This is a genomic window from Serratia myotis, assembly GCF_027474885.1.
Taxonomy (GTDB): domain Bacteria; phylum Pseudomonadota; class Gammaproteobacteria; order Enterobacterales; family Enterobacteriaceae; genus Serratia; species Serratia proteamaculans.
Genome location: NZ_CP099707.1, coordinates 4,497,068 through 4,520,015, shown reverse-complemented (window position 1 = coordinate 4,520,015; position 22,948 = coordinate 4,497,068). Strand labels below are relative to the sequence as shown.

The 22,948-nt window shown below is 55.9% G+C and carries 24 protein-coding genes and 1 tRNA gene; 20 read left to right on the top strand and 5 right to left on the bottom strand.

Going from position 1 to position 22,948, the window contains the following annotated elements; translation table 11 throughout:
- Positions 1 to 121 precede the first annotated feature (121 nt).
- The 4 genes from NHG65_RS21325 to NHG65_RS21310 all read left to right on the top strand — a co-directional run bounded on the left by NHG65_RS21325 (position 122) and on the right by NHG65_RS21310 (position 2,333).
- Entirely contained in the window at positions 122 to 352 is a 231-nt protein-coding gene (locus NHG65_RS21325) for a hypothetical protein (protein WP_157765451.1), read from the top strand.
- Positions 353 to 365: 13 nt separating this feature from the next.
- Positions 366 to 1,175, top strand: a complete 810-nt coding sequence (locus NHG65_RS21320) for a MipA/OmpV family protein (protein ID WP_499182650.1) — start codon at positions 366 to 368, stop codon at positions 1,173 to 1,175.
- A 25-nt stretch (positions 1,176 to 1,200) separates the two neighbouring features.
- Entirely contained in the window at positions 1,201 to 1,947 is a 747-nt protein-coding gene (locus tag NHG65_RS21315; RefSeq protein ID WP_499182649.1) for an SDR family oxidoreductase, read from the top strand.
- Positions 1,948 to 2,015: 68 nt separating this feature from the next.
- On the top strand, positions 2,016 to 2,333 hold the full coding sequence (locus tag NHG65_RS21310) for a BrnA antitoxin family protein (RefSeq protein WP_261416262.1): 318 nt from the start codon (positions 2,016 to 2,018) through the stop codon (positions 2,331 to 2,333).
- A gap of 90 nt (positions 2,334 to 2,423) precedes the next feature.
- Here NHG65_RS21310 and NHG65_RS21305 read toward each other — a convergent pair whose 3' ends face one another.
- On the bottom strand, positions 2,424 to 3,101 hold the full coding sequence (locus NHG65_RS21305) for a GntR family transcriptional regulator (protein ID WP_129937109.1): 678 nt from the start codon (positions 3,099 to 3,101) through the stop codon (positions 2,424 to 2,426).
- Positions 3,102 to 3,230: 129 nt separating this feature from the next.
- On the opposite strand from NHG65_RS21305, the gene NHG65_RS21300 reads away from it, so the two are divergent.
- The 4 genes from NHG65_RS21300 to NHG65_RS21285 are packed head-to-tail and all read left to right on the top strand — an operon-like array spanning position 3,231 to position 7,321.
- On the top strand, positions 3,231 to 3,944 hold the full coding sequence (locus NHG65_RS21300) for a DUF2848 domain-containing protein (protein ID WP_219016890.1): 714 nt from the start codon (positions 3,231 to 3,233) through the stop codon (positions 3,942 to 3,944).
- Positions 3,944 to 5,293, top strand: a complete 1,350-nt coding sequence (locus NHG65_RS21295; RefSeq protein WP_499182648.1) for an amidase — start codon at positions 3,944 to 3,946, stop codon at positions 5,291 to 5,293. Before NHG65_RS21300 ends, NHG65_RS21295 begins: the two co-directional genes overlap by 1 nt.
- A gap of 52 nt (positions 5,294 to 5,345) precedes the next feature.
- On the top strand, positions 5,346 to 5,999 hold the full coding sequence (locus NHG65_RS21290; RefSeq protein WP_219016888.1) for a DUF4286 family protein: 654 nt from the start codon (positions 5,346 to 5,348) through the stop codon (positions 5,997 to 5,999).
- Complete coding sequence (locus NHG65_RS21285) at positions 5,996 to 7,321, top strand: MFS transporter (RefSeq protein ID WP_499182647.1); 1,326 nt, start codon at positions 5,996 to 5,998, stop codon at positions 7,319 to 7,321. Before NHG65_RS21290 ends, NHG65_RS21285 begins: the two co-directional genes overlap by 4 nt.
- Before the next feature lie 50 nt (positions 7,322 to 7,371).
- Here the strand turns inward: NHG65_RS21285 and NHG65_RS21280 are convergent, their stop codons facing one another.
- Positions 7,372 to 7,980, bottom strand: coding sequence for an HD domain-containing protein (locus tag NHG65_RS21280; RefSeq protein WP_099063845.1), 609 nt, complete (start codon positions 7,978 to 7,980; stop codon positions 7,372 to 7,374).
- Positions 7,981 to 8,163: 183 nt separating this feature from the next.
- Between NHG65_RS21280 and trhA the strand changes: the two genes are divergently transcribed.
- Positions 8,164 to 8,838, top strand: coding sequence for a PAQR family membrane homeostasis protein TrhA (trhA, locus tag NHG65_RS21275; RefSeq protein ID WP_085118705.1), 675 nt, complete (start codon positions 8,164 to 8,166; stop codon positions 8,836 to 8,838).
- 85 nt (positions 8,839 to 8,923) lie between these two features.
- Here the strand turns inward: trhA and ygfZ are convergent, their stop codons facing one another.
- On the bottom strand, positions 8,924 to 9,916 hold the full coding sequence (gene ygfZ, locus NHG65_RS21270; RefSeq protein WP_099063844.1) for a tRNA-modifying protein YgfZ: 993 nt from the start codon (positions 9,914 to 9,916) through the stop codon (positions 8,924 to 8,926).
- Between the two features lie 323 nt (positions 9,917 to 10,239).
- Here ygfZ and sdhE point away from each other — a divergent pair, with 323 nt between their 5' ends.
- The 5 genes from sdhE (at position 10,240) to creD (ending at position 14,466) form a co-directional block, all read left to right on the top strand.
- On the top strand, positions 10,240 to 10,506 hold the full coding sequence (sdhE, locus tag NHG65_RS21265; protein ID WP_037418284.1) for an FAD assembly factor SdhE: 267 nt from the start codon (positions 10,240 to 10,242) through the stop codon (positions 10,504 to 10,506).
- On the top strand, positions 10,487 to 10,909 hold the full coding sequence (locus tag NHG65_RS21260) for a protein YgfX (protein WP_099063843.1): 423 nt from the start codon (positions 10,487 to 10,489) through the stop codon (positions 10,907 to 10,909). The genes sdhE and NHG65_RS21260 overlap by 20 nt, the downstream gene beginning before the upstream one ends.
- Entirely contained in the window at positions 10,909 to 11,604 is a 696-nt protein-coding gene (gene creB / locus NHG65_RS21255; protein WP_085118700.1) for a two-component system response regulator CreB, read from the top strand. Before NHG65_RS21260 ends, creB begins: the two co-directional genes overlap by 1 nt.
- Positions 11,601 to 13,019, top strand: a complete 1,419-nt coding sequence (creC, locus tag NHG65_RS21250) for a two-component system sensor histidine kinase CreC (RefSeq protein WP_499182646.1) — start codon at positions 11,601 to 11,603, stop codon at positions 13,017 to 13,019. The genes creB and creC overlap by 4 nt, the downstream gene beginning before the upstream one ends.
- An 82-nt stretch (positions 13,020 to 13,101) precedes the next feature.
- A complete protein-coding gene (gene creD / locus NHG65_RS21245) occupies positions 13,102 to 14,466 on the top strand; it encodes a cell envelope integrity protein CreD (protein ID WP_499182645.1) in 1,365 nt (454 codons plus the stop codon).
- Positions 14,467 to 14,506: 40 nt separating this feature from the next.
- Here the strand turns inward: creD and fldB are convergent, their stop codons facing one another.
- Positions 14,507 to 15,025 (bottom strand): flavodoxin FldB, encoded by a 519-nt coding sequence (gene fldB / locus NHG65_RS21240; protein ID WP_085118696.1) that lies wholly within the window; start codon positions 15,023 to 15,025, stop codon positions 14,507 to 14,509.
- A gap of 107 nt (positions 15,026 to 15,132) precedes the next feature.
- On the opposite strand from fldB, the gene xerD reads away from it, so the two are divergent.
- From xerD to NHG65_RS21210, 6 genes are all read left to right on the top strand, one after another.
- On the top strand, positions 15,133 to 16,032 hold the full coding sequence (gene xerD, locus NHG65_RS21235) for a site-specific tyrosine recombinase XerD (protein WP_099063840.1): 900 nt from the start codon (positions 15,133 to 15,135) through the stop codon (positions 16,030 to 16,032).
- Positions 16,033 to 16,059: 27 nt separating this feature from the next.
- Positions 16,060 to 16,776, top strand: coding sequence for a bifunctional protein-disulfide isomerase/oxidoreductase DsbC (dsbC, locus tag NHG65_RS21230; RefSeq protein WP_099063839.1), 717 nt, complete (start codon positions 16,060 to 16,062; stop codon positions 16,774 to 16,776).
- Between the two features lie 6 nt (positions 16,777 to 16,782).
- On the top strand, positions 16,783 to 18,516 hold the full coding sequence (recJ, locus tag NHG65_RS21225) for a single-stranded-DNA-specific exonuclease RecJ (protein WP_099063838.1): 1,734 nt from the start codon (positions 16,783 to 16,785) through the stop codon (positions 18,514 to 18,516).
- A gap of 166 nt (positions 18,517 to 18,682) precedes the next feature.
- Positions 18,683 to 19,781 (top strand): peptide chain release factor 2 gene (gene prfB / locus NHG65_RS21220; RefSeq protein WP_099063837.1). Its coding sequence is split into 2 segments (ribosomal slippage): positions 18,683 to 18,757 and positions 18,759 to 19,781, totalling 1,098 coding nucleotides; the frame shifts between segments, so codons are not numbered across the junction.
- Positions 19,782 to 19,790: 9 nt separating this feature from the next.
- On the top strand, positions 19,791 to 21,308 hold the full coding sequence (gene lysS, locus NHG65_RS21215; protein ID WP_207979420.1) for a lysine--tRNA ligase: 1,518 nt from the start codon (positions 19,791 to 19,793) through the stop codon (positions 21,306 to 21,308).
- Positions 21,309 to 21,476: 168 nt separating this feature from the next.
- A tRNA-Gly gene (locus tag NHG65_RS21210) sits at positions 21,477 to 21,550 on the top strand.
- Between the two features lie 574 nt (positions 21,551 to 22,124).
- On the opposite strand, the gene NHG65_RS21205 is transcribed toward NHG65_RS21210, so the two are convergent.
- The gene (locus tag NHG65_RS21205; RefSeq protein WP_499182644.1) at positions 22,125 to 22,823 is read right to left on the bottom strand and encodes a hypothetical protein; all 699 of its coding nucleotides are present in this window, start codon (positions 22,821 to 22,823) and stop codon (positions 22,125 to 22,127) included.
- Between the last annotated feature and the right edge of the window lie 125 nt (positions 22,824 to 22,948).

Here is a 22,948-nt window from a genome sequence, read left to right as displayed (position 1 = left end):
GTCATCCTTTTTGCTCACCCGTTCTTAAGCAAACCTTAATCTGGCATTAATTTGGCGTTAAGGGAGCCTCGGTTTGTTTCTAGTACGCTCATCCCTGCAAAAATCATTCGGGTGGGGAAAAATGCGAGCAGATAAATTTTCAACGGTGGCTACATGCGCTGTCGCGATTTTATTTTTGGCGCTGACTACGCTGCCTTCCCCTATCGGCTTGCAGAGTGGCAAGCATGCCACTCCACTTTCATCGACCCTGCCGTTTATTCAGCATGCTGAACCCCTGGTTGTTTATAAAAGCTTAAAACCTCGTATTAAAAAACAGCTGCGTCGTCTGGTGCAGCTACAACATTTAATTTAATAAGGCTGACCAGTTGAAAAATATCCTGGGTTATTCCGTAGCGACGTTGTTGACAATATTTCCCCTGCAGGGCTCTGCACAACAGGGCGGGCAAGCTTCATTGACTCTCAGCGGTGGTATGGCGGTAGCGCCGCTGTATCAGGGGGCATCTATCTATAGCGCTGTGCCGCTGTACGATATGCAGGCTAGCTATGATGGGGCGGCCTGGGGGGATTTCAGTATTGGGTTGGGGGGCGCCAGTTGGCAGTTGCCGTTGTCGGGGCCGTTCGGCATCGCCTTATTGGCCGGTTATGACGGCGGACGAGACGAGAAAGTGAAAACGCTGAGAGGGCACAACAATCGGCTGAAAGGTATGGGCGATTTGGACGGTGCGTTTGAGGCCGGCATTGAACTGAGCTATAAACTCGAGCCTTTCCGCGCTTATGTCAGGGGCATGCAGGCGACCAAGGCGCGTCGCTACGGCGATGAAGATCTGGGTCATACCGCCTATGTTGACCTGGGTGTGGCGGCGCTGTATCCCTTAACCGATGCTCTTAGCCTCTCTGCCGATCTGACCACCACCTGGGCCAACAGCGGCTATCAGCGGGGCTACTTTGGTGTTACCCAGCAGCAGGCACAGCAAAGCGCTTTCGAAACTTATCGGCCAGGCAGCGGTTTTAAACAGGTGATGCTCAACACGGCGCTGAATTATCAATTGACGCGGGAAATCGCTTTCCAGGGTGGAGTCGGTATCTATACTCTGTTGGGCGATGCGGCTAACAGCCCAATCGTCGAGAAAAAGGTGGCCGGGGTGGCTTTCCTGAGCGCCAGCTACCGTTTCTGATTCCCTAACCAGAGAAAGGAACAGCATGACTAAAGTTGCATTGGTCACCGGTGCCAGCCGGGGTATTGGCCGCGCCACGGCACTGCTGCTGGCCCGTCAGGGCTACGCAGTGGGCGTTAACTATCTGAAGGATGAGGCTGCGGCGCAACAGGTGGTCGAAGAGATAACCTCCCTGGGCGGCCGGGCGCTGGCGTTGCAGGCCGATATTGGTGATGAAAGCCAGGTGGTCGCGATGTTTGCCGAACTGGATGCCACCCTCGGTCCTATTAGTGCGCTGGTCAACAATGCCGGTATTCTGTTTCAACAGACCAGCATTGAGCAATTGACCGCCGAACGTATCAACAAAGTGCTGAGCACCAACGTCACCGGCTATTTCCTTTGCTGCCGCGAAGCGGTGAAGCGCATGGCGCAGCGTCATGGTGGGCAGGGCGGGGCTATCGTCAACGTCTCTTCCGCCGCCTCTCGCTTAGGGGCACCCTGGGAGTATATCGACTACGCTGCCTCGAAGGGGGCGGTCGACACACTGACCACCGGACTGGCGTTGGAAGTGGCAGCGCAGGGGATTCGCGTTAACTCGGTGCGACCGGGCTGTATTTACACCGAGATGCATGCCAGCGGCGGTGAGCCGGGCCGTGTTGATCGGGTGAAGGGCAACCTGCCGATGCAGCGTGGTGGCACGCCGGAAGAAGTGGCGGAAGCCATCGCCTGGCTGCTGTCCGATGCCGCTTCTTACGTCACCGGCAGCTTTATCGAGGCCTCCGGCGGCCGCTGACGGCGACGTTATTGAGGTTATCCGTATCATTTCAGCCCGCAAAGCGGATGCACGAGAAAGGGGGAAGTATGAAACGCAAAAATTCGGTTAGGAATGTGCAGCATAGCGTGCTTCCTCCCCTGACGGAGGAGCAAAAAGCGCAGATAGCCTCCTTGAGGGTTATGCCGGATGATGGGATTGACTATGGTGACGCCCCCGCGCTTAGCGATGAGCAATGGGGAACGGCATTACAGGGGCGGTTCTACAAACCGATGAAGGTATCAAAAACAGTCAGAATTGATGCTGACATTTTGGAATGGCTCCAGAGACCGGGTAAGGGCTACCAGAAGCGTTTGAACGCGGTCTTGCGTGCCGCTATGTTGAAAGGCCAAGAGCTCGAAGAGTAAAATTATCTATCCGTAGCTGTTTATCCTGCAGTTTAAAACCCGGTAGCTTTAGGCGCGCCGGGTTTTTGATACGACATTACCTCTCTCCAATCAGCCCTCATGCAGCAGCGCACTGCGGAAAGACAGAATGTGCGCCTCTGCCGCATTGGCCGCGGCGGCGTCGTCCTGTGCTGCCAGAGCGGCGATAATCGCCCGATGTTCTTCGATCACCTCCCGCATATGGCCTTCGCGTGACAGCGTGCTGGCCCAGAAACGCTGTGCTCTGGCGTGCAGCACGCTCAGGATGTCCGCCAGCATATTATTCCCGGCGATCTGCGCCAGCTGCTGGTGGAACTGGTGGTCCAGCGTCATCATCTGTACCCGGTCACGGCGCTGGCTGGCGGCTTCGATCTGTTGATTGAGGGCCGTCAGTGCGGCGATCTGCGGTTCGGTAATTCGCTTGCTAGCCAGTCGCATACACAGCATTTCATTGGCCAGTCGCACTTCAATCAGTTCCAGTGCGTCATCCATCGACAGCGGCGAGACCATCACCCCTTTACGCGGGATCACCTGTAGTAACCCTTCATTGGCCAGCCGGTGGATCGCCTGATTGATCGGCGTTCTGCCCATATCCAGCTCACTCATCACCTGCGCGGTATTGAGATATTCACCAGGTTTGTAGCTTAACGTCACCAGCGCCTGCTTAAAGCGCCGGTAGGCCAGTTCATTCAGCGATATTCCGGCTTCCTCTGCCGTCGGGAGTTCCTGGCTCTCTGCGTCAAGGGTCATCACGTTCTGCTCCTGCAAGAAGAAAGTTTTTAGACATAGTACACAAAAACATGGCACGGAAATCGCTTATTTGGTAACTAAAGATATAGTGAAATTTCACAGTATTTTAACCAAAGAGGCACAAACGCCATGAGACTGACCTTCACTTTACCTGAATCCAGCGGTGCCGGGGTGCTGGATGTTGAGATCGATCATCTGGTGATTGCCGGCTGGACCGGCCGCGATCGCGAGGCAATCCTGCACCATATTAGGGAGTTGGCGGCGCTGGGTGTGCCCCAACCCAGTGCAATCCCACTGTTTTATCGGGTGGCTGTTAATCAGCTTAGCCAGAGCGACTGCATTGAAGTGATCGGCAATGCCAGCTCCGGCGAAGCGGAACCGCTGATCTTCACTCATCGCGGCGAGCTGTTTGTTTCGCTGGCCTCGGATCATACCGATCGTCAACTGGAGGCGCACAGCGTAGCGCTGTCCAAGCAAATTTGCGTCAAGCCAGTAGCACGTGCCGCCTGGCCCTTGCGAGAAGTGATCGCACATTGGGACTCGTTGATCCTGCGATCCTGGATCAAAGAGGACGGTGAGTTCCGGCTTTATCAGCAGGGTTACCTTGCCAGCCTGCGTACTCCTGGCGATCTGCTGGATCGTTATCTGAGTGGTCAGCAGGTGCCCGAGAGTGGGCTGACGGTACCTCAGCCGCGTGACGGTCTGGCGATGGCCTGCGGCACGGTGGCGGCGATTGGCGGTATCCGACCGGCGGTCGAATTCCGTATGGAACTGGTGGACGAAGTGCTGGGGCGAACTATCAGTCATAGCTATCGCAGTATTGAACTGCCGGTGGTGGCGTGATGGAAAAACTGACTTTAACGCAGGTCGTTGCCGGGTTGACCAACGGTGAATTAACGGCTGTGCAGTTGGCTACCGCTGCGCTGGCGCAAATTGCCGACGACCAGGGTGAGGGCTCTCGCACTTTTACCCATGTTTATAGCGACTGGGCACAGCAGCAGGCACTGGCGGCCGATCGACGGCGTGCGGCGGGTGATCCTCTGTCGACACTGGATGGCGTACCGGTGTCGGTCAAAGACCTGTTTGACGTCGCCGGGGAAGTCACCACCGCCGGGTCGCGGGTGCTGGCCGATGCGCCGGTGGCTAACCGCCATTCCGCCGTGGTGGCGCGGTTGTTGCAGGCTGGCGCGGTGGTGATCGGCAAAACCAACATGACCGAGTTTGCCTATTCAGGGCTGGGGATCAATCCCCACTACGGCACGCCTGCCAATCCTTGGGATCGCTCTGCTCGCCGCATTCCCGGTGGTTCGTCTTCGGGGGCGGCGGTTGCGGTGGCTGACGGCATGTGTTGGGGCGCGATAGGCAGCGACACCGGTGGCTCGGTACGTATTCCGGCGGCCTTCTGCGGCCTGACCGGCTATAAACCCACCGCCCGTCGTATCAGCAGCCACGGTCTGCTGCCGTTGTCGCCCTCACTGGATTCGATCGGCGTGATCGCTCATGACGTTGCTGGTTGCATAGCGCTGGATGCGGCGATAGCCGATCTACCACTGCATCCGCAGCAGAAAACCTTGAGTCAGGCGCGTTTTGCCGTGCCCCAAACATTGGTGCTGGATGGCCTGGACGATGAGGTCACCGCCGCCTTTCATCTCAGCGTCCAGCGGCTGGAGCAGGCCGGGGCACAGATTGAATTTATTCCCTGTCATGAGTTTGGCGAGCTGGCGACGATCAACGCCGCCGGTGGTTTCAGTGCGCTGGAGTCCTGGCGCTGGCATCAGCCGCTGATTGCCGAACATGCCGATGGCTATGACCCACGGGTGCTGTCACGTATTCGTCGCGGACAGTTGCTCGATGAGCAGGATCTGCAGCAATTGCAGTTGCTGCGTGCCGATTGGCAATGGCGGGTGACGGCTGTAGTGCAAGGGTTTGACGCACTATTGATGCCGACGGTGCCTATGGTTGCGCCAACCATTGCCGAGTTGGAAGCGGATGAAGACGCTTATTTTCGTATCAACGGCGCTGCGCTGCGTAACCCTTCGGTGATCAACTTTCTCGACGGTTGTGCGCTGTCGCTGCCCTGCCAATCGCCCGGAGCGGCGCCGGTTGGCCTGATGCTGGCCGGGTTGCCCTTGCAGGACGAGGCGCTGCTGGGTTGGGCGCTGGCGATCGAACGTTGCCTCACCGAGGTGTGATTTTCCGGTGGGGTGCGACCCCGCCTTACTTTGAGCTAACAGGAGAGTACCCATGACCGGTTCCCCGAACGGAATGCTGTTTGTTGCAACAGATGTCGCCGCGCAGGACGAGGCGGATTTCAATCAGTGGTACGACCGTGAGCACGTGGAAGAGCGGGTGCGGGTGCCCGGCTTTTTGTCGGGCACGCGTTATCAGGCGCTACAAGGCGGGCGTAAATACCTGGGGCTGTATAAAACCGAATCCCTGGCCAGTTTTACCTCGGCGGCTTACCGCGCCGCGTTTAACCAACAGACCCCCTGGTCGGTGGCGAGCCTCGACAAAATGCGCGACCCAATGCGCCGGGTCTGTGCGGTAGAGGCGGTGACCGGGCAGGGCTGCGGCAGCCATTTGGCCATTGTTACCCTGGAGCCGGCGGCACCGGAAGTCCTGAAAGCCGGTATTCATCATTTGGGGACTATGCTGGCCGAGCAACCCGGTTTTGTGCGCAGCAGCCTGCTGTCGCCGGATGTTGAACTCAGCTCACCGCTGCCGAAAGAGTCGCGGGAAAATCGCCAGTTGTTGCCGATGCTGTTGATCGAAAGCAGCAGTGCCGAAGCCGGCCAGCGGCTGAATGAGCTGGCCTGTCTCCACTTGAAAATCCCCGCCACCGATGCGGTGCATTATGCCCTTGGCTGGCAACTGACCACGCAGGAGCTGTCATCATGAGCACTTCAACCACGGAAACACCGACCGCGGATTTATCTGCCGACGATACTGCCGCGCATCCACCTAATACCGGCAAGCTGGCCGCGGCCAGTTCGATCGGCACCGCACTGGAATGGTATGACTTCACCGTCTACAACATCATGGCGGCGCTGATTTTCAACCACGTGTTTTTCCCGTCATTCGATCCGCTGGTGGGCACTATTTTGGCGTTTTCCACCTACGCGGTCGGTTATGTTTCACGGCCGATTGGCGGCATCGTGTTTGGTCATCTCGGCGACGTGCTGGGGCGCCGTTTTGTCCTGGTGACCACGCTGGTGATCATGGGCGTGACGACCGCGCTGATGGGGCTGCTGCCGGGTTATGCCAGTTGGGGCATTTGGAGCCCACTGCTGTTGGTCACGCTGCGCTTTATTCAGGGGATTGCGCTGGGGGGCGAATGGGCGGGGGCCGTATTGCTGTCGATGGAGCATGGCAAACCTCATCAGCGTGGGCGTAACGCCTCCTTTGCTCAGGTCGGTCCTTCCTGCGGTACCTTGATCGGTACCGGCTTGATTACGCTGGTGACGGTGGCTATGTCGGCAGAAGATTTCCAGCAGTGGGGTTGGCGTATTCCTTTCCTGCTTAGCCTGGTGTTGGTGGTATTTGGCCTGTGGCTGCGCCGTGGGGTGGGGGAAACGCCGGCGTTTCTGAAACTGGAGGCATCCAAAGATGTTACCCATTCGCCGATCCGCGAGGTCTTCAGCCAGTATCGGCGTCCATTGTTGATCGCCGGTGGTTCGCGTATCGGTTCCGATGTGCTGTATGCGCTGGTGGTGGTCTTTACCCTGACTTATGTCACCACGGTACTGAACCTGCCGCGCCCGCTGGCGTTGGCCGCTACCATGTTGGGGGCGATCGGTAACGCGATTACTGTACCGATGTTTGGCGCACTGTCCGATCGCTTTGGCCGTCGACCGGTGTATATCGGCGGGGCGCTGGCGGCGATGGTTTGGGCATTTGTGTTCTTTATGCTGCTCGACAGTAGCCAGCCGGTGCTGATCTGCCTGGCGGTGGTGGTGGGGTTGTTGATCCATGCGGCGATGTACGGCCCGCAGGCGGCTTTTATCACCGAACAGTTCCCGACCCGGGTGCGCTATGCGGGATCGTCGTTGGCTTATACGCTGGCAGGTATTATCGGTGGTGGTTTTGCACCCTTGATTATCGCATCGTTATTCAAGTCTTACGACAGCACGCTGGCGATCTCGGCCTATGTGGTGGTGGCGTTGTTGATCACGCTGTGGGCGGTGATTGCCGCAAAGGAAACGGCCCACAAGCCGTTGTGAATGGCTTGCCGGGTGAGAGGATCACCCGGCTTGTCTCAACAGCAGCAGCGTTACTTCAGCCAACCTTTGCGCTGAGCGTCCTGCAGGTGTTGCAGCAGGTACTTCCACAGCTCTGGCTGGACATCGGCAATGGCCGCGTTACGCGACAGCACCTGCTCCAGACTGATGCCATTTTCGACCCAGCTTTGGCCTTCGTTATGCAGGTTCATCAGCATCGGCATGGTGCGATCCAGCACCAGTGCGAAACGTGCGTCGGCGCTCTCGCCATCTTCATATTCCTGCCATAAAGCGGTGAAATACTCGCGCTGAGTGTCTGGCAGCATACCGAACAACCGGCGGGCTGCCGCCACTTCTTTATCATGGATCGCTGCGCGGGCCGCCAGATCGTAGACCAGCACGTCACCGGCATCGATCTCAACGATGTCATGCAGCAGCGCCATCTGGATCACCCGTTGGATATCCACGCCTTCACCGGCGTAAGGCGCCAGGCTCAGGGCGCCAATAGCAAAGTGCCAGCTATGTTCGGCGGAGTTTTCCTGGCGTTGGGTGCCCAGCACTTTGGTGCGGCGTTGCACGCTTTTCAACTTGTCGATTTCCATCAGGAACTGGATGACCTGGGTCATGGAGCCGAAATCTAACGCGGGTACAGCGGATGACATGGTGTAAACCTCAAGGTAGATGGGTTGAAGCCGAACGATTGTAGACCAGAGGGCGAGGGATTTCGATGGTTACACGCGCACACAGTTTTATTTTAGCGTACACGTGTACACTGAAATTATTCTCAGTTAAGCTGCTTTGCGGTAATTTCGAACAATGTTGGCTGTTTTGAGGGGTTGTGCTTTATGGGAAAAACGGGCGTAGTAAAAGCCGGTAGCGAAAAAATTGCCGCTGCGGCCTATCCGTGGGCGGAAGAGATCGCTAATAGTATCAGTCATGGCATCGGTCTGGTTTTCGGCATTGTCGGTCTGGTTCTGCTGTTAGTTCAGGCGGTCGATACCGGCGCTGATGTGACGGCCATCGCCAGTTACAGTCTCTATGGCGGCAGCATGATCCTGCTGTTCCTTGCCTCCACGCTCTACCATGCCATTCCCCACCAAAAGGCCAAGCACTGGCTGAAAAAATTTGACCACTGCGCCATTTATCTTTTGATTGCCGGTACCTACACGCCATTTTTGTTGGTGGGGCTGAACTCACCGTTGGCAAAAGGGCTGATGGCGGTAATCTGGGGGTTGGCGCTGCTGGGCGTATTGTTCAAGCTGGCCTTTGCCCACCGTTTTGAAGCGCTGTCGTTGGTGACCTATCTGACCATGGGCTGGCTGTCGCTGATCGTGATTTATCAGCTGGCGACCCGTCTGGCGTTGGGCGGCGTGACGCTGTTGGCGGTGGGGGGCGTGGTTTATACCCTGGGAGTGATCTTCTATGCTTCCAAACGTTTCCGCTTCGGTCACGCCATTTGGCATGGTTTCGTGCTCGGCGGCAGCCTGTGCCATTTTATGGCTATTTATCTGTACGTCTGATCTCCGCTGATATCTTTCGCACCGCAGCGTTGCTGGCTGCAGTGCGAAATCTATTGCGGATAGGTTAAGAAGCTCTGAACTGCCCCTATTTTTCTTCTATCAACGAATACGGCAGCGGTTTGATGGCCAGTTGGCTGGCGGCATCATCGCGAACCCGTAGCTTGCTGTCGGCATCCAGATCGTTATTCAACACTACCTGTACCCACAGGGTGCCGTCGGCCAGCTTGGCAGCACTCAGCACCGTACCGGTACGGCGCCAGTTCTCACCCAGTTGCAACTCCACGTCTTCAGCGGCCTGTGGCACTCGCCCGGCTTTGCCTTCCAGCCAGTACAACGCACGCTTGTTGGCACCGCGGAACTTGGCACGAGCCACCATTTCCTGACCGGTGTAGCAACCCTTGCTGAAACTGATGCCTTCCAGCGCCTGCAGGTTGGTGGCCTGTGGGATCAATTGCCCGCTGTTGGCGGTATCAATTACCGGGTAACCGGCTTCGATATCCAGCGTCAGCCACTGTTGACTGTCGTTCAGTTCTGCCTGTTCGTGCAGCTTGTCAGCCAACTGTTCGGCAATGGCAGCGGTGGTAACCAGCAGAAAACGTTCCGCCGGTAAAGAGAAGTGCAACAGCGTGGTTTCACCGTCCTGCACCACCTGATGTTCAGCATCCGGCAGGCTGTTGAACACCCCCGCCAGCGCCGCACGTGCCTGAAAACCGGCGACGCCCAATAAGACGGCTTCGTTGTCGGCGGCAATGGTGAGTTTGGAAAACACTGCGTACTTCTTGATTTCTGCCAGTTGGCTGTCCAGCACGCTGCGGCGTTCCAGATAGGCAAAGCCTTCACCGCGATGGAACAAACGCAGATTGCTCCACATTTTGCCCTTGGCATCGCAGTGGCCGCACAACACATGACTATCGGCCGGCAGCGCTTCGATATCGGCGGTCACCTGGCCCTGAAGGTATTTCACCGTATCCGGCCCGTTCAGAGTCACCATTGCCCAATCTTCCAGCGAGATCAGGGTCAGGGGTAGATGGGAAGAAGCGGAGGGCTGACGGGGTGGAAATGGAATTTTATACGCCATAGTAAGATCCTGCTTAACGTTTAGCTTACCTGAAGGTGTGTTGACCCCATGGTAAAAGAGGCGGCGGGCTTTGCAAACTGTTATTCACGCTTGCTTCTCTGGCAGCGCTTTTTTTGACATTTAGCGCCTTATTACGCTTTACACAGAGAACGTCCTTCCCGGCGAGTATGTCAAATTGTTACTCTATAGGCTTGCGGCCAAGGGTTACCCTTGCAGACAGATCTTTGGCTGATGGAATTATATCGCGCCGGTGTTGCCATACAGTGTGTCAGTTGAACCCTGCGATGGCGTTGCCACGCTGAAAAGAGGTTAGTCATAACAACATGGATATTAATAACAAAGCACGCATCCACTGGGCTTGTCGCCGTGGTATGCGCGAGCTGGACATCTCCATCATGCCGTTCTTCGAGTATGAATACGACCAGTTGAATGACACAGACAAAGCGCTGTTTATCCGCCTGCTGGAGTCCGACGATCCCGATCTCTTCAACTGGCTGATGAATCATGGCGCTCCGCAGGACAGTGAACTGCAGAGAATGGTGACACTGATCCAGACGCGAAATAAAGACCGTGGCCCAGTGGCGATGTGACGTCCGTATTTCCTGGCGCACCCAGTTACTTTCCCTGCTGACACATGGCGCACTGATCCTGCTGATCCTGATTTCACCCTGGCCGGAAGGCTACGGGCCGATCTGGCTGGTGTTGCTGACGCTGGTGGTGTTTGAGTGCATTCGCAGCCAAAAGCGCATTGCGTCGCGGCAGGGCGAACTACGCCTGCTGGAAAACCAACGTCTGGGTTGGCACGGCCAGGAATGGCAACTGGTGAAGCAGCCCTGGATGCCGCGTTACGGCATTCTGCTGACCTTGCAACCCGTGGGGGGCAAAAAGCGCCGTCGACTGTGGCTGGCATCCGATGCCATGGCCAAAGCCGATTGGCGGCATCTGCGCCAGCAGTTGCTCTATCCGCCGGCCAGTGATGACGAGGAACCCTGATGAAGCCGACGCTCTGGCTGGTGGAAGATGAACCCAGCATTGCCGATACGCTGATTTATACCCTGGAAAGCGAAGGCTTTCAGGTGCGCTGGTTCGAACGTGGTGAGCCGGCATTACAGGCGTTGGCGCAAGGGGCACCTGCGCTGGCGATCCTCGATGTTGGCCTGCCGGACATCAATGGTTTTGAACTCTGCCGTCGGCTGTTATCACAGTCGGCGGATTTACCGATTTTGTTTCTCACCGCCCGCAGCGATGAGGTTGATCGCCTGATTGGGCTGGAAATCGGCGCCGATGATTACGTCGCCAAACCCTTCTCTCCACGAGAGGTCAGCGCCCGGGTGCGCACCATTCTGCGTCGTCTGCAAAAACAGCAGCGCCTGCAGCAGCCTGCTCTGTACAGCTTCGGTCCTTTTGGCCTGGATGAACAGGCCGCGGCCATCTATTACCATCAGCAGCCACTGCCGCTGACCCGTTACGAATTTCTGCTGTTGAAAACCCTGTTGCTGGCACCCGGCCGGGTATTCTCACGCCAACAATTGATGGAAAGCGTCTGGGCGCTGGCCGAAGAGAGCCTGGATCGCACCGTCGACACCCATATCAAAACGCTGCGCGCCAAGCTGCGAGCCATCGACCCTGCGGAACCGCCGATCCACACCCACCGCGGTCTCGGCTACAGCGTGAGCCGCCAGTCATGAGAATAGGCCTGCGGCTGCTGTTGGGGTATTTCCTGATCGTGGCGGTAGCGGGCTATTTCGTGCTGAGCATTTTCGTGCAGGAAGTGAAGCCCGGCGTGCGGCGTGCGACCGAAGGCACGCTGGTGGATACCGCCAACCTGCTGGCGCAGATCGCGCGTCTGGATATGCAGCACGCCGACGTGGCACACGGGCAACTGGCACAGGCGTTTGCTCAACTCAATCAACGGCCGATTGGTGCCAATATTGCCGGTATCCGCAAGGATCGCAGCGAATACCACGTTTATCTCACCGATCAACAAGGCAAGGTCATTTTTGATTCCAGCGGTAAGGCACTCGGCCAGGACTACTCCCGCTGGAATGATGTTTATTTGACGCTGCTTGGCCAGTATGGCGCGCGCAGTACGCGCAGCGATCCGCAGGATGAAGACAGCTCGGTGATGTACGTCGCCGCGCCGGTAATGGAGCAGGGCAAAATTATCGGTGTGCTCAGCGTCGGTAAACCGAACAGCACCATGGCACCGGTGATCAAGCGCAGCGAGCGACGCATTCTTTGGGCGGGAGCGCTGTTGTTGGGCATTGCCTTGCTGATCGGTCTGGGTTTTGTCTGGTGGATCAACCGCTCAATTGGCCGGCTGGTGCATTATGCTGACGGCGTGGCAAAGGGCGAAAGCGTACCGTTGCCAAAAATGGGCGGTCATGAGCTGACACAGCTGGCGCAGGCGTTGGACAGCATGCGGGTGAAGCTGGAGGGCAAGGCCTACATCGAACAGTATGTGCATACCCTGACCCACGAGCTGAAAAGCCCGCTGGCAGCCATCCGTGGTGCAGCCGAGCTGTTGCAGGAACAACCGCCAGCGGCCACCGCCCAGCGTTTTCTGACCAATATCGAACAACAGAGTGCGCGCATTCAGCAACTGGTTGATAAATTGCTGGTGCAGGCACGGCTGGAGAGCCGGCCTGGACTGGAGCTGGCTCCGCTGGCGATGGCGACGCTGGTGCGTCAGGCGGTGGTAAGCAAAGAGGCGCAGGCAGAGCGACGCAGCGTTCTGCTGCAGGTGAATGTGGCAGAAGAGATCACCCTGAGCGGAGATGGATTGCTGATCAGCCAGGCGCTGACTAACCTGCTCGACAATGCGCTGGATTTTACGCCTCCGGGCGGCAGTATCAGTGTCCGTGGCGAACGCCTCGATGGTCACTACCAGGTTACCGTCAGTGACGACGGCAGTGGCATTCCGGATTACGCGCTGGACAAAGTGTTTGAACGTTTTTATTCGCTGGCCCGATCGGACAAGCCGAAAAGCAGCGGCCTGGGTCTGAACTTTGTGCAGGAAGTGGCGCGTTTGCACCGTGGCAGCATCCAGTTGAACAACCGTCAACCGCAGGGCGTGACAGCTATTTTCACCTTATCGCTCTGACTTCACCGTCCCTTCACATAACCACATCCGGCTTTCACCTGAGGCTTTTATCGTAGCGCTATTACCTACATGGAGCGCGGCGATGATGAAATCGGTACTGTTTTGGAAAATAACCACTCTGCTGGGATTGATGATTTTAATGATCATCCCGGTAACGCAGTTAATGAATGTGATTGATGAGCGCAGCGGCTACCGCCAGAGCGTGGTCGGGCAGGTCAGCGAAAGCACCAGCCGGGCGCAGCGTATTTTGGGGCCGTTGATTGTCATCCCTTATAGCGAGCGGGAAGAGAAGACGGATGACAAGGGGCAGAAAGTGGTGCAAATGGTTCGCCATCATCGTTATCTGCTGCCGGAGACTTTACAGGTTAACGGCAAGCCGAACGTGGAGGTGCGCAAGCTGGGCATTTACCAGACTCAGGTGTATCAGGGGCCGTTGCAGTTTAAGGTGAAGTTTGGCCAGCCGGATTTGACGGACTTGCAGCGCACTAACGTGACGGTGGGTCAGCCTTTCCTGCTGGTTTCATTGAGTGATTCACGCGGTATCAAGAGCATCTCACCGCTGACCGGCACAGAGTCTCAAACGACCTTTGAGCCGGGCACTCAGGTCAATGTGTTGCATCAGGGGATCCATGCGCCGCTGACGCTGGCCGCATTGCAAAAAGCGGGGCTGGATGCCGAGTTCACCCTGACGCTGGCGGGCACCAGCAGCCTGTCGCTGGTACCACTCGGCCGTAGCAGTGAATTGACGTTGCAGAGCAACTGGCCACATCCGAACTTCCTCGGTAATTTCTTGCCGGACGAACGCAAAGTGACGGAAAAAGGCTTCAATGCCCGCTGGCGCAGCACCTGGTTTGCCAACAACATCAACAGCGCTTTCCATTACGACGATGAAATTCTTGGCGAAGACAAGTTACCCACCTTCAGCACCAGCCTGATTGAACCGGTGGATCACTACCAACTGACCGAACGCGCGGTGAAATATGCGGTGTTGTTTATCGGCCTGACGTTTATGGCGTTCTTCCTGTTCGAGACCCTGACCGGCCTGCGTGTGCATCCGATTCAGTATTTGCTGGTTGGCGCGGCACTGGTGTTGTTCTACCTGATCCTGCTGGCATTCTCCGAGCACTTCGGTTTCGCTACCGCCTACCTGTTGACCAGTATCGCCTGCAGCGGACTGATCGCCTTTTACCTCAGCGCGGTACTGCGCGGCAGGTTGCGGGGGGCGCTGTTCGCCGCCAGCCTGTTGATGTTGTATGGCGTGCTGTATCTGTTGCTGCAGTCGGAAGATAACGCACTGGTACTGGGGGCAGGGCTGTTGTTCGCTATTTTGGCGGGAATTATGCTGCTGACGCGCAAGCTGGACTGGTATCAGGTGGCCGAACCGGCACGCCTGAATAGTGAAACACCGAGCGGCGAGGGTGAAAATCGCTTCCGGTTGTGGAAATAAGTACCAGATTGGGCGCGGTTCATTGCCGCGCCCATGGGCATTACAGCAGCGGTTCCATCTCCAGCAGGATCTGTTCGCACCACTGTTGCAGCCGGTCTTCGCTCATGTCGTATTGATTCACATCATCCAGCGCCAGGCCGACAAAGTGTTTGCCGTCGGCGCTCAGCGGTTTCGGGCTGGTAAATTCGAAGCCTTCGATCGGCCAGAAACCGATAAACTGCACCCCGAGCGGGGCAATGTGATCGTGCAGCATGCCGAGCGCATCGAGGAACCATTCGCCGTAACCGAGTTGATCGCCCATGCCATACATGGCAACGATTTTCCCCTGCAAATCCAGCGTGGTCAACTGTGGCCAAATCGCTTCCCAGTCTTCTTGCAACTCACCGAAGTCCCAGGTTGGCATGCCGAGGATCAGGATGGAATAATCTTCCATCAGCTTGGGGGAGACGTCTTTCAGGTTGTGCAGGTCGACCAGGTCTTCACCCAGAATCTCACGGATTTTTTCTGCTGCCATCTCGGTGTAGCAGGTGCTGGAGCCGTAAAACAGACCAATCTTCATGTTTAAACCGTTTATATTGCCGTAGGTAGAATTGCAGCGAGTATACCCGATTTGTCCCGGCTTAAGGCATAATGCCTGTGGCATAAACGTAACAAAGAGAGGACCGCGTGCAACAGCAAGAGAGTGCGTTGATTGAGCAATTCCTGGATGCGCTATGGCTCGAACGCAATCTGGCAGAAAATACGCTGGCCTCTTATCGGCTGGATTTGCAGGCGCTGGCCGCCTGGCTGAACCAGCAAAACACTTCGTTGTTACAGGCGCAGGCGCTGGATCTGCAGGCTTTCCTCGCCAAACGGGTGGAGGGCGGTTACAAGGCCACCAGCTCCGCGCGTTTGCTGAGCGCCATGCGTCGTCTGTTCCAGTACCTGTACCGCGAAAATATGCGCATCGACGACCCTACCGCGCTGCTTGCCTCACCGAAACTGCCGCAGCGGTTGCCGAAAGATCTGAGCGAGGCGCAGGTCGATGCGTTGCTGCAGGCGCCCTGTGTCGATCAGCCATTGGAGCTGCGTGACAAGGCCATGCTGGAAGTGCTGTACGCTACCGGGCTGCGGGTCTCCGAGCTGGTCGGGCTGACCATCAGCGACGTCAGTCTGCGCCAGGGCGTGGTGCGGGTGATCGGCAAGGGCAATAAGGAACGGCTGGTGCCGCTGGGCGAAGAAGCGGTGTACTGGATCGAAAACTATCTGGAGCACGGTCGCCCGTGGATGGTCAACGGCCAGGCGCTGGATGTGCTGTTTCCCAGCAACCGCAGTCAGCAAATGACCCGACAGACATTCTGGCATCGCATCAAACACTATGCGATCCTAGCGGGCATTGACAGCGAGAGGCTGTCGCCGCACGTGCTGCGCCACGCGTTTGCCACCCATTTGCTGAACCATGGGGCCGATCTCCGTGTCGTACAGATGTTATTGGGGCATAGCGACCTCTCGACCACACAAATTTACACGCATGTAGCGACCGAAAGACTTAAACAGCTACATCAACAGCACCACCCGCGTGCCTGACACGCCGGGTTCAAAAGGATTGGAAGAATGAAGAAAGGTTTAATGCTGCTCTCCCTGCTGGTGGCTTCAGTGACCGGCGCGGCCCATGCCGACGATGCGGCAATCCAAAAAGCGCTTGGCAGCCTGGGCATTCAACAGGCGGACGTGCAGCCTTCACCGGTGACCGGTTTGAAAACCGTGTTGACCGATAACGGCGTGCTGTATGTGACCGAAGACGGCAAACACATTCTGCAAGGCCCGCTGTACGACGTTAGTGGCAAAGAGCCGGTTAACGTGACCAACCAACTGCTGACTGGCAAGCTGGAAGCGCTGAAAGATCAGATGATCGTCTACAAAGCGCCAAAGCAAAAACACGTGATCACCGTGTTTACCGACATCACCTGTGGCTACTGCCACAAGCTGCACCAGCAGATGAAAGAATATAACGATCTGGGGATTACCGTCCGCTATCTGGCGTTCCCGCGTCAGGGGCTGAATTCTCAGGCCGAGAAAGACATGCAGTCAATCTGGTGTACTGCCGACAAGGCCAAGGCCTTCGATACCGCCATGAAAGGCGATGCGGTTTCTCCGGCGACCTGTAAAACCGACATCAGCAAACACTACGCGCTCGGCGTGCAGTTCGGTATTCAGGGCACTCCGGCCATCATTTTGGAAAACGGCATGATGATCCCTGGCTATCAGGGGCCGAAAGAGATGGCCGCCATGCTGGACGCGCATCAGACCGCAACCAAAACCGGTGGTTAATCGCCGGTGAGCATCAAAACACAACTACGCCGCCGTGCGGCGACGGACGACAGCCATTTGCCTGCCAGCCTGCACCCGTTGCTGCGCCGTTTATACGCGCTGCGCGGCGTTCAGGCTGAGCAGGAGTTAGAGCGCAGCGTCAAAGGCATGCTGCCCTGGCAGCAGTTGGACGGCATAGATACCGCCGTTGGGATCCTGCAACAGGCGCTAGCCGCGAGTCGCCGCATTATCGTGGTGGGTGACTTCGACGCCGATGGCGCCACCAGTACCGCGTTGACGGTACTGGCGCTGCGCAGCATGGGTGGCAGTGCGGTCGACTATCTGGTACCGAATCGCTTCGAAGACGGCTACGGCCTGAGCCCCGAAGTGGTAGAGCAGGCGGCAACGCGCGGTGCGGAATTGATCCTCACCGTGGATAACGGCATCTCTTCCCACGCCGGTGTAGACGTGGCTCACGCCAAAGGTATGCAGGTGCTGGTGACCGACCACCACCTGCCGGGGGAAACCCTGCCGGCGGCGGAGGCGATCGTCAACCCAAATCTGCGTGGCTGTGAGTTTCCGTCCAAATCTCTGGCCGGTGTCGGCGTAGCTTTCTATCTGATGCTGGCGCTGCGTGCCCGACTGCGTGACGACGGCTGGTTCGAACAACGGGCATTGGCGATGCCAAACCTGGCGGAACTGCTGGATTTGGTCGCGCTCGGTACGGTGGCCGACGTGGTACCGCTCGACGCCAATAACCGTATTCTGGTGTATCAGGGGCTGAACCGCATCCGTGCCGGCAAATGTCGGCCGGGCATCAAGGCGTTACTGGAAGTGGCTAATCGTGACGCACGCCAACTGGCAGCCAACGATCTCGGCTTTGCGCTGGGGCCGCGGCTGAATGCCGCCGGGCGACTGGATGATATGTCGATCGGCGTGGCGCTGTTGCTGAGTGACGACATCGCGCAGGCGCGTATGCTGGCCAACGATCTGGATGCGCTTAACCTGACCCGGCGTGAGATTGAGCAGGGCATGCAGGTTGAAGCTTTGCAACTGTGCGACGAACTGGAGCGCAGCAGCACGGCCTTGCCTTACGGGCTGGCGATGTACCATCCGGAATGGCATCAGGGCGTGGTGGGTATCTTGGCTTCGCGGATTAAAGAACGCTTCCATCGCCCGGTGATCGCCTTTGCACCGGCAGGCGAAGGCATTCTGAAAGGTTCCGGGCGTTCGATAGCCGGTCTGCACATGCGCGATGCGCTGGAGCGGCTGGATACCTTGAACCCAGGGCTGATGATGAAGTTCGGTGGCCACGCCATGGCGGCCGGGCTGTCGCTGGAAGAGGCCAAATTCGATGAGTTCCGCCAGCGCTTTGGCGAGTTGGTGGGGGAATGGCTCGATCCGGCGATGCTGGAAGGGGTTATCTGGTCTGATGGCGAACTGGCTATGCAGGAACTTTCGCTGGAAACGGCGGAGCTGTTACGCGAAGGGGGCCCCTGGGGGCAAGCCTTCCCGGAACCGACCTTCGACGGCACCTTCCGTATCCTGCAGCAGCGGCTGGTGGGTGAGAAACACCTGAAGCTGATGGTAGAACCACTCGGCGGCGGCCCGCTGCTGGACGGCATCGCTTTCAATGTCGACACCACTTTGTGGCCCGACAGCAGCGTGCGTGAAGTGGAGCTGGCCTACAAGCTGGACGTCAACGAGTTCCGTGGCAACCGCAACGTGCAGTTACTGATCCAGCACCTCTGGCCGCGTTAATTTGTGGCTGCTTTTGCCCGGGGTTTGCTCTGCCAAACCCCGGCATGTTTTCTTCCCCCACAAAAACTAACCAACTCGCTATAAACTGACGTCTGGATCCGCTAGAATTACCGGTTCCAATGGCATTTCGCCATCGACGACATCAACGTAAAAGAACGCAAAAAACATGTTTGAAATTAACCCGGTAAAAAACCGAATTCAGGACCTGTCCGTGCGGACTGCCGTTCTTCGGGGGTATCTTTGACTATGATGCCAAGAAAGAACGCCTAGAAGAAGTTAACGCAGAGCTGGAACAACCTGACGTCTGGAACGAACCCGAGCGCGCACAGGCGCTGGGTAAAGAGCGCGCGGCGCTCGAAGCCATCGTTGAGACCATCGATCAACTCGAGCAGGGGGGCGAAGACGTTACCGGCCTGCTGGAACTGGCGATTGAAGCCGACGATGAAGAAACCTTTAACGAAGCCGTCGTTGAGCTTGATCAACTGTCTGCCAAGCTGGAGCAATTAGAATTTCGTCGTATGTTCTCTGGTGAATACGACAGTGCTGATTGCTACCTGGATATCCAGGCCGGTTCCGGCGGCACAGAAGCTCAGGACTGGGCCAGCATGTTGCTGCGCATGTACCTGCGTTGGGCCGAGGCCAAAGGCTTCAAGACCGAAGTGATTGAAGAGTCCGACGGTGACGTCGCAGGGCTGAAGTCCGCCACCATCAAGATCATCGGTGACTACGCGTTCGGCTGGTTGCGTACTGAAACCGGCGTACATCGCCTGGTGCGCAAGAGCCCGTTCGACTCCGGCGGTCGTCGTCATACCTCGTTCAGTTCGGTGTTTATCTACCCGGAAGTGGACGACGATATTGATATCGACATCAACCCGGCGGACCTGCGTATCGACGTTTACCGCGCCTCGGGTGCGGGTGGTCAGCACGTGAACAAAACTGAGTCGGCGGTGCGTATTACCCACTTACCGACCAACATCGTAGTGCAGTGTCAGAACGACCGTTCTCAGCATAAGAACAAGGATCAAGCGTTTAAACAGCTGCGAGCCAAGCTGTACGAGTTTGAGATGCAAAAGAAAAATGCTGATAAACAGATGCTGGAAGACAACAAGTCCGACATCGGTTGGGGCAGCCAAATCCGCTCTTACGTGCTGGATGACGCCCGTATCAAGGATTTGCGCACTAACGTTGAAACGCGCAACACGCAGGCCGTATTAGATGGCGACCTGGATAAATTCATTGAGGCAAGTTTGAAAGCCGGGTTATAAGGAACAGAAATGTCTGAGCAACAACCACAAGGCGCCGAACAGGCGCTGGATCTCAATAACGAGTTGCAGTCACGCCGTGAAAAACTGGCTGCGCTGCGCGAGAACGGCATTGCGTTCCCGAATGATTTCCGTCGCGACACCACGTCCGACAAGCTGCACGCCGCGTACGGCGATAAAGACAACGAAGAGCTGGAAGCACTGGGTGTAGAAGTCACCGTTGCCGGCCGTATGATGACCCGCCGTATCATGGGCAAGGCATCCTTTGTCACGCTGCAAGACGTTGGTGGCCGCATCCAGTTGTACGTCGCGCGCGACGATCTGGCGGAAGGCGTTTACAACGAAGAATTCAAGAAGTGGGACCTTGGCGATATCCTTGGTGCACGCGGCAAGCTGTTCAAAACCAAGACCGGCGAGCTGTCTATCCACTGCACCGAACTGCGCCTGCTGACCAAGGCCCTGCGTCCGCTGCCGGACAAGTTCCACGGCCTGGCCGATCAGGAAACCCGTTACCGTCAGCGTTACCTGGATCTGATCGCCAACGAAGAATCGCGCAAGACCTTCAAGGTGCGTTCTCAGATCATGGCGGCGATGCGTAACTTCATGGTGGAACGCGGCTTCATGGAAGTCGAAACCCCTATGATGCAGGTGATCCCGGGTGGGGCTTCTGCTCGTCCATTCGTGACTCACCACAATGCGCTGGACATCGATATGTACCTGCGTATTGCCCCAGAGCTGTACCTGAAGCGTTTGGTTGTGGGTGGCTTCGAACGTGTGTTCGAAATCAACCGTAACTTCCGTAACGAAGGCGTTTCTCCGCGTCATAACCCAGAGTTCACCATGATGGAACTCTATATGGCTTACGCGGATTACAAAGATCTGATCGAACTGACCGAGTCGCTGTTCCGCACCCTGACCCAGAACGTGCTGGGCAATACTCAGGTGCAGTACGGTGATGAAGTGTTCGACTTCGGCAAGCCGTTTGTGAAGCTGACCATGACCGAAGCGATCAAAAAATACCGTCCGGAAACCGATCTGGCCGATCTGGCTGATATGGGCAAAGCGGTGGCTATCGCTGAATCCATCGGCATCAAGATTGAGAAGAGCTGGGGTCTAGGTCGCGTTGTGACCGAGATCTTCGAAGAAGTGGCGGAAAGCCATCTGATTCAGCCGACCTTCATTACCGAGTACCCGGCAGAAGTGTCTCCGCTGGCACGTCGTAATGATAACAACCCGGAAATCACCGACCGCTTTGAGTTCTTCATCGGCGGCCGTGAAATCGGTAACGGCTTCTCCGAGCTGAATGACGCAGAAGACCAGGCGCAGCGTTTTGCTGACCAGGCTAATGCGAAAGACGCCGGCGATGACGAAGCGATGTTCTACGACGAAGACTACGTTACCGCGCTGGAGCACGGTCTGCCGCCAACCGCAGGTCTGGGCATCGGTATCGACCGTATGGTTATGCTGTTCACCAACAGCCACACCATCCGCGACGTGATCCTGTTCCCGGCAATGCGCCCGCAGAAATAACTTCGCAGTAATGAATATCAACCGGCACAGGTGACTGCGCCGGTTTTTTTTCGTCTGATGAGTGATAACCGAGGGGAACGCGGCTAACTGCTTAAAACACCAGCAGTTACGCGTTATCTCCGCTTGCCCGACGGGGATAACCGGTTATAATGGCAGCCGCACACCGATGCGGGTGTAGTTCAATGGTAGAACGGCAGCTTCCCAAGCTGCATACGAGGGTTCGATTCCCTTCACCCGCTCCAAGTTCTCTTTTAGCTACACTATGTGGCTAAAATAGCCCTCTACAGAGGCGTAGCCTCTCTGATTGCTACCATTAAACTACACGCTCACCTGTTGCGACAGGGTGTGTTGATTGGTTAGAGATCATACCCTTTTGCTGGCGGTCGTTCCAGCGTCTTACCGCGATAGTCCAACAAGAACAGCATGCCGCCAATCACGGCTTAAAACCTCTCTAAAGCTCACTGCAAGGCGCATTTAAGCCCGATGTCACTAAACAGGTTCATGGTGGTTTTCGTCCCTGCACACGATATGCAGGCTCTGCCAGCGTTTCAGCCACGCTTCCCTTAGGGGATACACGGTTATCCTGATAAGACCTTGCTCTGAGTAGATCACTGATGCTGTCGCTAACGCTCCGCTTTGTGTGTTACCACCAACGGGGCTTTATGGCTTCTATTGCCTTTACTTAGTTGAAGATAGCGTCTAGAGGTACTAGGCTGAGATATTTATATGAAAATAATAAAAATAGATACAAGTTATCTTTTATAAAGGAAATAATCATCATTATGAATTAGGAGAGTAACCATTATTGGTAAATAACTATCTGCCTCCAGCTAATTCCACTCTTAAACCCACATGAAAACAGATAAGCCAATCACAGGCTATTTTTAAGTTTTTTAATTCGTTCTGGAAAATCTCTTTCTCATAATTAAATGCTTCATTGATGTTGCCATTTTCATCCACAAGTAAAAAAGCTTTAATATAACCCTTTGATTCTTGATCCCAGTTTAGTATTTCTTCAGTTTCTATTTTTTTATTTTTAGATTTAAAATCGTTTTGTTGTTTGTCTTTCGTGTTTGGATATCTAAAGAAAAAGCTACTGTCATCTAATGCATCAATTGCATTTATTGCATCAGTAAGTTCAGGAGGAAGAGGAAGCCAGCTTGTTCTACATAGCTTGTTTAGCCTTTCTGAGTGACCATTTAAAATAGCTGATAACTCTTCATAAAGAATTTTTAGACTATGAACGCTTGTTAGAGGTTTCTTTTTTCCATTGACTGTTATTTCCGGTCTGGTTTCTTTTTTTCTTTGAAGTAAATATCTATGTGTCACTATTAGCAATGATTTTAAGTATAACTCACATGCATGCCTTAAAAGATAGCAAGCAGATAGCTCGATGCCTAAAAAATTTTCTTCCGGATGTTTTATTAAAATATTAGCACTATCCTTGAATGAGTCCGCCATTGCACCAAAACCATCATCAGAATGCTTGTCAAAAGGAAGCATCAGCCATTCCATAAAACCTCACTTATCTCAATAGGAAAATTTTTACATCATAATAACTTCATTATTACGGAAATAAAGGGAAAGGGCGCATTACACGCCCTCTGTATGACTTAGACAGCTTGACGATACGAGTCCTG

What these genes read in the sequence shown, in the direction of transcription:
- NHG65_RS21325 (WP_157765451.1), top strand. Translation starts at nt 122, where the DNA reads ATGCGAGCAGATAAATTTTCAACGGTGGCTACATGCGCTGTCGCGATT.
- NHG65_RS21315 (WP_499182649.1), top strand. Translation starts at nt 1,201, where the DNA reads ATGACTAAAGTTGCATTGGTCACCGGTGCCAGCCGGGGTATTGGCCGC.
- NHG65_RS21310 (WP_261416262.1), top strand. Translation starts at nt 2,016, where the DNA reads ATGAAACGCAAAAATTCGGTTAGGAATGTGCAGCATAGCGTGCTTCCT.
- NHG65_RS21305 (WP_129937109.1), bottom strand. Translation starts at nt 3,101, where the DNA reads ATGACCCTTGACGCAGAGAGCCAGGAACTCCCGACGGCAGAGGAAGCC.
- NHG65_RS21300 (WP_219016890.1), top strand. Translation starts at nt 3,231, where the DNA reads ATGAGACTGACCTTCACTTTACCTGAATCCAGCGGTGCCGGGGTGCTG.
- NHG65_RS21295 (WP_499182648.1), top strand. Translation starts at nt 3,944, where the DNA reads ATGGAAAAACTGACTTTAACGCAGGTCGTTGCCGGGTTGACCAACGGT.
- NHG65_RS21290 (WP_219016888.1), top strand. Translation starts at nt 5,346, where the DNA reads ATGACCGGTTCCCCGAACGGAATGCTGTTTGTTGCAACAGATGTCGCC.
- NHG65_RS21285 (WP_499182647.1), top strand. Translation starts at nt 5,996, where the DNA reads ATGAGCACTTCAACCACGGAAACACCGACCGCGGATTTATCTGCCGAC.
- NHG65_RS21280 (WP_099063845.1), bottom strand. Translation starts at nt 7,980, where the DNA reads ATGTCATCCGCTGTACCCGCGTTAGATTTCGGCTCCATGACCCAGGTC.
- trhA (WP_085118705.1), top strand. Translation starts at nt 8,164, where the DNA reads ATGGGAAAAACGGGCGTAGTAAAAGCCGGTAGCGAAAAAATTGCCGCT.
- ygfZ (WP_099063844.1), bottom strand. Translation starts at nt 9,916, where the DNA reads ATGGCGTATAAAATTCCATTTCCACCCCGTCAGCCCTCCGCTTCTTCC.
- sdhE (WP_037418284.1), top strand. Translation starts at nt 10,240, where the DNA reads ATGGATATTAATAACAAAGCACGCATCCACTGGGCTTGTCGCCGTGGT.
- creB (WP_085118700.1), top strand. Translation starts at nt 10,909, where the DNA reads ATGAAGCCGACGCTCTGGCTGGTGGAAGATGAACCCAGCATTGCCGAT.
- creC (WP_499182646.1), top strand. Translation starts at nt 11,601, where the DNA reads ATGAGAATAGGCCTGCGGCTGCTGTTGGGGTATTTCCTGATCGTGGCG.
- creD (WP_499182645.1), top strand. Translation starts at nt 13,102, where the DNA reads ATGATGAAATCGGTACTGTTTTGGAAAATAACCACTCTGCTGGGATTG.
- fldB (WP_085118696.1), bottom strand. Translation starts at nt 15,025, where the DNA reads ATGAAGATTGGTCTGTTTTACGGCTCCAGCACCTGCTACACCGAGATG.
- dsbC (WP_099063839.1), top strand. Translation starts at nt 16,060, where the DNA reads ATGAAGAAAGGTTTAATGCTGCTCTCCCTGCTGGTGGCTTCAGTGACC.
- lysS (WP_207979420.1), top strand. Translation starts at nt 19,791, where the DNA reads ATGTCTGAGCAACAACCACAAGGCGCCGAACAGGCGCTGGATCTCAAT.
- NHG65_RS21205 (WP_499182644.1), bottom strand. Translation starts at nt 22,823, where the DNA reads ATGGAATGGCTGATGCTTCCTTTTGACAAGCATTCTGATGATGGTTTT.